General features: G+C 68.7%; 7 protein-coding genes. 5 read left to right on the top strand and 2 right to left on the bottom strand.

Annotated elements, in window-relative coordinates:
- Positions 1-891, top strand: an 891-nt coding sequence (locus tag ACAM49_RS36750; RefSeq protein WP_369640139.1) for an o-succinylbenzoate synthase, incomplete at its 5' end; no start/stop codon positions are given.
- Here the strand turns inward: ACAM49_RS36750 and ACAM49_RS36745 are convergent.
- A complete protein-coding gene (locus tag ACAM49_RS36745; RefSeq protein ID WP_369640138.1) occupies positions 892-1,404 on the bottom strand; it encodes a TIGR04338 family metallohydrolase in 513 nt (170 codons plus the stop codon).
- Positions 1,405-1,415: 11 nt separating this feature from the next.
- Positions 1,416-2,258, bottom strand: coding sequence for a DUF2786 domain-containing protein (locus ACAM49_RS36740; RefSeq protein ID WP_369640137.1), 843 nt, complete (start codon positions 2,256-2,258; stop codon positions 1,416-1,418).
- A 147-nt stretch (positions 2,259-2,405) separates the two neighbouring features.
- Between ACAM49_RS36740 and ACAM49_RS36735 the strand changes: the two genes are divergently transcribed.
- The 4 genes from ACAM49_RS36735 to ACAM49_RS36720 all read left to right on the top strand — a co-directional run.
- Positions 2,406-3,710, top strand: coding sequence for an ABC transporter substrate-binding protein (locus ACAM49_RS36735; protein WP_369640136.1), 1,305 nt, complete (start codon positions 2,406-2,408; stop codon positions 3,708-3,710).
- Between the two features lie 151 nt (positions 3,711-3,861).
- Entirely contained in the window at positions 3,862-4,797 is a 936-nt protein-coding gene (locus ACAM49_RS36730; protein WP_369640140.1) for a carbohydrate ABC transporter permease, read from the top strand.
- Entirely contained in the window at positions 4,797-5,684 is an 888-nt protein-coding gene (locus tag ACAM49_RS36725; RefSeq protein ID WP_369640135.1) for a carbohydrate ABC transporter permease, read from the top strand. The genes ACAM49_RS36730 and ACAM49_RS36725 overlap by 1 nt, the downstream gene beginning before the upstream one ends.
- A gap of 91 nt (positions 5,685-5,775) precedes the next feature.
- Positions 5,776-7,874: transglycosylase domain-containing protein (locus ACAM49_RS36720; protein ID WP_369640134.1), on the top strand; the 2,099-nt coding region annotated here is incomplete at its 3' end.

Raw genomic sequence — 7,874 nt, 5'->3', positions numbered from 1 at the left:
GGGATGCTGATTCCCGGGGCGCGGGGGAGGGGTGAGTTCTGGGCGTGCCCGGAGTTCGACGACGGGGGGGCGGCGGCGTGGCTGGCCACGGCCGTGGAGCAGGCGACGCTGGGATGGCCCGAGCCCGTGCGGGATCGGGTGCCGGTCAACTGCATCGTGCCCGCCGTGGGACCGGAGCGGGCCCGGGAGATCGTGGCCGCCTCGGGCTGCCGCACAGCCAAGGTGAAGGTGGCCGACCATCCGGATTCGCTGGGTGAGGATCTGGAGCGGGTGGCCGCGGTGCGCGACGCGCTCGGGCCGGACGGGGCGGTGCGGGTCGACGCCAACGCGGTGTGGGATGTGGACACCGCCGTCGAGCGGATTCGGCTGATCGACCGCGCCGCAGGCGGTTTGGAGTACGTCGAGCAGCCCTGCCGGACGGTCGAGCAGCTGGCCGCGGTGCGCAAGCGGGTCGAGGTGCGCATCGCCGCGGACGAGTCCATTCGCCGCGCGGAGGATCCGCTGCGGGTGGCGGTGGCGGGCGCGGCCGATGTCGCGGTGCTGAAATGCACTCCGCTGGGCGGGGTTCGGCGCGCACTGGAGGTCGCCGCGTCGGCCGGGCTGCCGTGCCTGGTGTCGTCGGCCCTGGAGACGAGTGTCGGCCTGGCCGCGCAGGTCGCCCTCGCGGGCGCGCTCCCCCACCTCGATTTCGCCTGCGGCCTGGACACTTTGTCGCTGCTCACCGGCGATGTGGTGACCGATCCGCTGCGCCCGGTCGACGGCTACCTCACGGTCCCCCGCAGCGCCCCCACCCCGGATCCCGAACTGCTGGAACGCTACCGCCATCCGGACCCGGAGCGGGTCGACTGGTGGCGGCAGCGGCTGGCCCGCGTGCGCAAGCTGCTGCCCTGATCAGGCGATACGCACGCCGCACGAATACATGGTGGTCCGCAGCAGCAACGCCGCCTCCGGCCCGATGACGCCGTCCACCAATTCGAGGTAGCGGGCACAGAATTCGGGCCCGTGCGGCGCGACCTCACCCGTCTCCGGTTCGAGGTGGTGGGCGAGCTCGTGCAGGATCACCAATTCCCGCAGCGCCCAAGCGGTTCCGCCGACGTGCAGCGGGACTGCCAGCACAGACTGCTCGGTCTCGTAGTGGGCCGCCTTCGCCCCACTGCGCGCCCGCACGGTCACCGCGGCCCCGGCCCGATCCCACTGCGCGCGAACCCAGTTCAACGCCAGCACCCGATCCACATACGCCTGCACCGATTCCACCGACGCGAACCGCCGCTCGATCGGCAGCGTCAGCTGCGAGCCGTGCATCTCCACGGTCCGCACCCCGAATTCGTCGGCGCGGTCGAACATGCCGCGCACCAGCCCCTCGGCGTCGTACACGCGGGAGCGCTGCGCATCCCGGACCGCCATGCGCGCGTTCGCTATTCGCCCGCGCCGCGCGGCAGCTGCCCCCGCACGCCGCCCAGTTCCGGCGAATCACCCAGCCGCGCCGCCTTGCCCGCCCGGTCACCGGCCCGCCGCGCGGCCGCCGAGTACCCGGCCGAGGCCTGCGGCCCCTTCCAGGTGCCGCGCGCCTCCGAGGTGCGCGAGTAGAAGTCGGTGAGCTCGAGTTCCTTGTCGCGCAGCGCGAGTGCCGTTCCGGTGGGCACGGATTCGTTGGCGTCGGCCTTGACCGCCTCGTTCTCCACATCCGCCTTGACCTCGGCGAGCCGGCGGCCGATGCGGGAGGCGAAGGCCATCTGGAAGTTCAGCCGCGCCGTGACCGCCGCGACCGGAACCCGCACGGACCGCTGCACCTTCCGCCCGTACCGCCGTTCCACCACGATCTTCTCGGTGGTGGCGGTCTTGTACGCACCCGACTTGATGTACTGGTCGGAGGCCCGCACCATCTGGATCAGCAGGCTCGTGTACAGCGCCTCGCAGGTGTCGATATCCGTGTCGAATCCGTAGGCGTACACCGTCGTCGAGCTGCGCGCCACATCACAGCGAATGTCATTGGCGGCCGCGATGGCCACGAACAGCTGCACATACGTTCGCAGCCCGCGTTTTCCGGCCTCGCCGATCGGAATCACCCGCTGCGTCGGTGTGGGCCGTCGCTCGCGATTGGCGATATGTGCCCGCGCCACCGCCAGATCCACCGACGATCCGGTCGCGAGCCGCTGTGCGGCGGCCAGAAAGGCCTCGGCCTCATGCTCGTTGTCGGTCGATTCGGCCTGCCGCAGCAGCCCGCCGATCCTGGTGAGCATCTTGTCCTGAGAAGACATCGCACGACAGCCTAGCTGCACCGACGACCCCATGGTCACGCGCGAGTGACCAGGTAGTCCCCGCGCGGGGAACGTCCACCATGTATCTTCCCTTGTGCAACCGGCTGGGTGTGCCGCCGCTCACGTCTCGACCCTGGAGTATCCGCGATGGCTTTGAAGATGGTGTCGTCCCTACGATCGCCGCTGGTTCCGCGTGCCGTGCTGACCGTGACATCGGCGGCCTTGCTGACGGCGACTCTCGCCACCGGCTGCTCGAGCAGCGGCAGCAAATCCAACTCGACGTCGGAGAACCTCACCGGCCGCGGCCCGATCACCTACGTGGAGGGCAAGGACACCACCGAGACCGGTGCGGTCAAGCAGCTCATCGACCGCTGGAACGCCCTGCATCCGGACGAGAAGGTGACGTTCAAGGAGCAGTCCAACGACGCCTCCCAGCAGTACGACGACCTCAAGCAGCACATGCAGGCCAAGGCCTCGGACTACGACGTGGTCGCCCTGGACGTGCCGTGGACCGCGGAGTTCGCGGCCAAGGGCTGGATCCAGCCGCTGAAGGACACCTTCAACATCGACACCTCCACCCTGCTCTCGCCGCCGGTCGCCTCGGCCACCTACAACGGCACCCTCTACGCCGCCCCGCGCAACACCAATGGCGGCCTGCTGTTCTACCGCAAGGACCTGGTGACCGAGCCGCCCAAGACCTGGGCTGAGCTGCTGAACGACTGCCCGAAGGCCAAGGAGGCCGGAATCGGCTGCTACGCCGGGCAATTCGCGCCCTACGAGGGCCTGACCGTGAACACCGCCGAGGTCATCAACGCCTTCGGCGGCAGCTTCGTCGGCCCCGACGGCAAGACCCCGACGGTGAACAGCCCGCAGGCCAAGGCCGGCCTGCAGACCCTGGTCGACGCCTACAAGAACGGCGACATCCCGAAGGAGGCCATCTCCTTCAAGGAGCCGGAGTCGCAGACCGCCTTCGTCACCGGCAAGCTCCTGTTCATGCGCGGCTGGCCGTCGTCCTTCGGTGACGCCGGTTCCGACGCCTCCGCGGTGAAGGACAAGTTCGGGGTCGCCCCGCTGCCCGGCAAGGACGGCATCGGCGCCTCGACCCTGGGTGGCTACAACGCGGCCATCAGCGCCTTCTCCAAGAACAAGGCCACCGCGCTGGAGTTCCTGCGCTTCCTGATCAGCGAGGACGCCCAGCACATCGTGGCCTCGGGCGCGCTGCCGTCGGTCCGCGCCTCGGTGTACGACGATCCGGCCCTGATCGCCAAGATGCCGTACCTGCCCGCGCTCAAGGATTCCATCGCCTCCGCGGTGCCGCGTCCGGTCACCCCGTTCTACCCGGCGGTGTCGAAGGCCATCCAGGACAACGCCTATGCTGCGTTGACCGGAAACAAGTCGGTCGACGACGCCATCACTGGCATGCAGAAGGGCATCGAGACCGCCGGATCGTAGGGCGTGCTCGACGACGAGTTGGTCCCGTAGGAGAAGAGATAAGGTGTCACGTCCTTCGGGAGCGACCGATGTCGCGTCGCCCGACCGCACGGAGTCGATCGTGAAATCCCAAGCACCACAAGGCCAGAAGCCGAAACGCGCGCGCAAGCCGCTGGGCGTTTCGGCTCGGGCCTGGCTGTTCGTCACGCCGGTGCTGCTCGCACTGGCCGTGGTGGTCGGCTACCCGGTGGTCCGGGCCGTGATCATGTCCTTTCAGCAGGACTCCGGCCTGGACAAGTCCACCGGCATGTTCGTCGAGGGCGGCGGCGCCGGATTCAGCAATTACACGCACTGGCTGCTGCAGCAGTGCACCAATGGACTCGGCGAGACCGTCGACTGCCCCACCGGCAATCTGGGCTCCCAGTTCTGGACCGCCATCGGCGTCACCCTGCTGTTCACGGTGGTGACGGTGGCGCTCGAGGCCACCATCGGTCTGGGCATGGCCGTCATCATGGGCAAGTCGTTCAAGGGTCGCGCCCTGCTGCGCGCGGCCGTGCTGATCCCGTGGGCCATCCCCACCGCCGTCACGGCGCGGTTGTGGGAGTTCATGTTCCAGTACGACGGCGTGGTCAACCGGGTCCTCGGCACCCACATCCTGTGGACCGCCGACCCGTGGCCCGCCCGCTTCGCGGTCATCGCCGCCGACGTGTGGAAGACCACCCCGTTCATGGCGCTGCTGATTCTCGCCGGGCTGCAGGTGATTCCGGCCGACGTGTACGAGGCCGCGCGCGTGGACGGCGCGTCCGCGTGGCAGCGCTTCTGGCACATCACCATGCCGCTGCTGAAACCCGCTCTGCTGGTGGCGATCCTGTTCCGCACCATGGACGCGCTGCGCATGTACGACCTGCCCGCGATCATGACCCAGTCCAACCCGGCCACCCGGACCATCTCCATGCTGGTGGTGGATCAGGTGCGCCAGGGCCCCAACAGCGCCTCGGCCCTGTCGGTGATCACCTTCCTGCTCATCTTCATGGTGGCCTTCTTCCTGGTGAAGGTCCTGGGCGCCAACGCCGTTCGCACCCAGGAAGCACAGCGGGAGGCGAACTGATGAGTACCAGTGTCATCGAGACCACGAAAAAGCCCGCCCGCCAATCGGTTCCGCTGGGCAAGCGGCTGACCTCCGGCCGCGTCTACCTGGGCGCGCTGATCGTGCTGGCGTGGGGCCTGGGCCCGTTCTACTGGATGGTCGTGACCGCGCTGCGCGACCCGGAGTACACCTTCGACAACACCCCGTGGCCCACCCACGTGACGTTGGAGAACTTCCGCAACGCCTTCGACACCAGCCGCGGCAACGACTTCGGCCGCGCCCTGGGCAACAGCGTGATCATCGGCGCGGCCACCACGGTGGTGGCGCTGCTGATCGGCATCATGGCCGCCTACGCGCTGGCGCGGCTCACCTTCAAGGGCAAGTACGTGGTGTCCGGACTCATCCTGTCCGCCTCCATGTTCCCCGTGGTGGTGCTGGTGACCCCGCTGTTCCAGCTGTTCACCGACCTGGGCTGGATCGGCCACTACCAGGCCATGATCATCCCGAACATCTCGTTCGTGCTGCCCATGACCGTCTACATCCTGGCCTCGTTCTTCACCGAACTCCCGTGGGAGCTCGAGGAGGCCGCGCGCATCGACGGCGCGTCGCGCTTCCAGGCCTTCCGGCTGGTCATGCTGCCGCTGGCGGCCCCGGCGGTGTTCACCACCGCCATCCTGGCCTTCATCGCGGCGGTCAACGAATACCTGTTGGCGCGATTGCTTTCCAGCGACAAGACCGAGCCGGTGACGGTCGCGGTCGCCCGCTTCTCGGGCAACAACCCGCTGGTGCAGCCCTACACCGCCATCATGGCCGCCGGAACCATCGTCACCATTCCGCTGGTGATCATGGTGCTGCTGTTCCAGCGCCGCATCATCTCCGGCCTCACCGCCGGCGGCGTGAAGAGCTAGGGACGCCCCCCTACGTCGATTAGCATGGGTGCCGCCGTGGGAGGGCCTACGGCGTCACCTGTCACAAGCTTTGTCGACGCTCCGGAAGGAGATGCTCGTGAGCTCGTCCCGCAAGCGACGTCGTGGGGAACCGGCGTACGGCGCCGCGACCGGGTGGAACGAGCTGGCGACCGCCGCCGCCCGACGGCAGGCACACGCCTCGCACAGCCGCCCGCGGCGGCGGCCCAAACCGCCCAAGGCCCCGAAACAGCCTGAGGCGTCACCGCGTCCGCGCCGCAGCCGCGGCCAGCGCATCCGCCGATTATTGCTGGCGCTGTTCCTGGTGCTGGTGGTCATGCCGACCACGCTCATGGGCATCGCGTACTGGAGCGCCGAGATCCCGGACCCGAACGCGGTGCAGACCAATCAGATCGCCACCATCCTGACCTCCGACGGCAATACCGTCATCGCGAAGGTCGTTCCGCCCGAAGGCAATCGGGTGCCGGTGCCGCTGAGCGACGTACCCGAGCCGGTGCGGCTGGCGGTGCTCTCGGCCGAGGACCGCAACTTCTACACCAATCCGGGCTACTCCACCTCGGCGTTCCTGCGCGCGGCCCGTGACAATCTGCTCGGCCGCGACGACGCCGGCGGCGGCTCGACGATCACCCAGCAGTACGTGAAGAACGCCTTCCTGAGTTCCGAACGCACGCTGAGCCGCAAGATGCGCGAGCTGATCATCTCGGCCAAGATGGCCCGCGAATGGAGCAAGGACGACATTCTCGCCGCCTACCTCAACACCATCTACTACGGTCGCGGCGCGTACGGCATCTCGGCGGCGGCGAAGGCCTATTTCGCCAAGTCCGCGCCGGAACTGACCCTGGCCGAGGGCGCGGTGCTGGCGTCGGTGATCCGCACGCCCTCGCTGCTGGATCCGGAGAACCATCTCGACCAGCTCAAGGCCCGCTGGACCTATGTGCTCGACGGCATGGTGCAGATGGGCGTGCTCAATCGTAACGAGCGCGCGGCCACCGTCTTCCCCGGCATCGTCCCGGTCACCGAGGTGGACGACAGCACCCCGCGCGGCCCCGAGGGCCTGATCCGCGCCCAGGTGCTGCGCGAGCTGCGCGCCTCCGGGATCAGCGAACACGAGCTGAATACCGGTGCGCTGCAGATCATCACGACCATCGACGCCAAGGCGCAGCAGGCCGCGCTGAACGCGGTCGGCAATGTGCTGGGCGGGCAGCCGGGCGAGCTGCGCACCGCGGTGGTCTCGGTGGATCCGCGCTCGGGCGCGGTGCGCGCCTACTACGGCGGCCCCGACGGCATCGGCTTCGACTTCGCGCAGGCCCCGCTGCAAACCGGTTCGGCCTTCAAGACTTTCGCGGTACTGGCCGCACTCGAGCAGGGAATTCCGCTGTCCTACAAGCTCGACAGCGAACCGCTGACGGTGAACGGCGAGAAGATCCAGAACGTGGGCGGTGAGTCGTGCGGCACCTGCTCGCTGGGCGAGGCGTTCAAACGCTCGCTCAACACCAGCTTCTACCGCCTGACCCAGACCCTGTTCGAGGGCCCGAAAGCCATTGCCAACGCGGCGCATCAGGCCGGCATCCCCGACCAGATCCCCGGCGTGCCGGGCAAGACCCTCACCGAGGACGGCGGGCCGCCGCTGCCCGCCATCGTGCTGGGCGCGTACTCGGTGCGCCCCATCGACATGGCCTCGGCGTATGCCACCCTTGCCGCCTCCGGCGCCTACCGCGCCCCCTACTTCGTGCAGAAGGTGATGACCGGCGACGGCCGGGTCCTGCTCGACCGCGCCAAGGACCCGCGCAAGTCCGAGCAGCGCATCCAGTCCGCCGTCGCCGACACGGTCACCCAGGCCATGCTCCCCATCGCCGCCTACTCCAACAATCACAACCTCGCGGGCGGCCGCCCGTCCGCGGCCAAGACCGGCACCACCCAGCTCGGCGACTCGGGCCAGAACAAGGACGCCTGGATGGTCGGCTTCACCCCGTCCCTCTCCACCGCCGTCTGGGTGGGAACCGAACAGTCCCAACCCATCCGGACCTCCCGCGGCGCGGCCATCTACGGCTCCGGCCTCCCCGCCGACCTGTGGAAACAAACCATGGACGGCGCCCTCGAGGGCACCCCCGTGGACCAATTCCCCAATCCCGAGCAAATCGCCGGAATGCCCCCCGCCAACGGCAATTACGA

It is taken from the genome of Nocardia sp. JMUB6875, assembly GCF_041154655.1.
In the GTDB taxonomy this organism is placed as follows: domain Bacteria; phylum Actinomycetota; class Actinomycetes; order Mycobacteriales; family Mycobacteriaceae; genus Nocardia.
Note: the sequence above shows the minus strand (reverse complement) of the source record. Positions and strands in the feature narration are given on the sequence as shown.

Excerpts from the sequence above, each read along its gene's own strand:
- ACAM49_RS36735 (WP_369640136.1), top strand. The coding sequence starts at position 2,406 with ATGGCTTTGAAGATGGTGTCGTCCCTACGATCGCCGCTGGTTCCGCGT.
- ACAM49_RS36740 (WP_369640137.1), bottom strand. The coding sequence starts at position 2,258 with ATGTCTTCTCAGGACAAGATGCTCACCAGGATCGGCGGGCTGCTGCGG.
- ACAM49_RS36745 (WP_369640138.1), bottom strand. The coding sequence starts at position 1,404 with ATGGCGGTCCGGGATGCGCAGCGCTCCCGCGTGTACGACGCCGAGGGG.
- ACAM49_RS36725 (WP_369640135.1), top strand. The coding sequence starts at position 4,797 with ATGAGTACCAGTGTCATCGAGACCACGAAAAAGCCCGCCCGCCAATCG.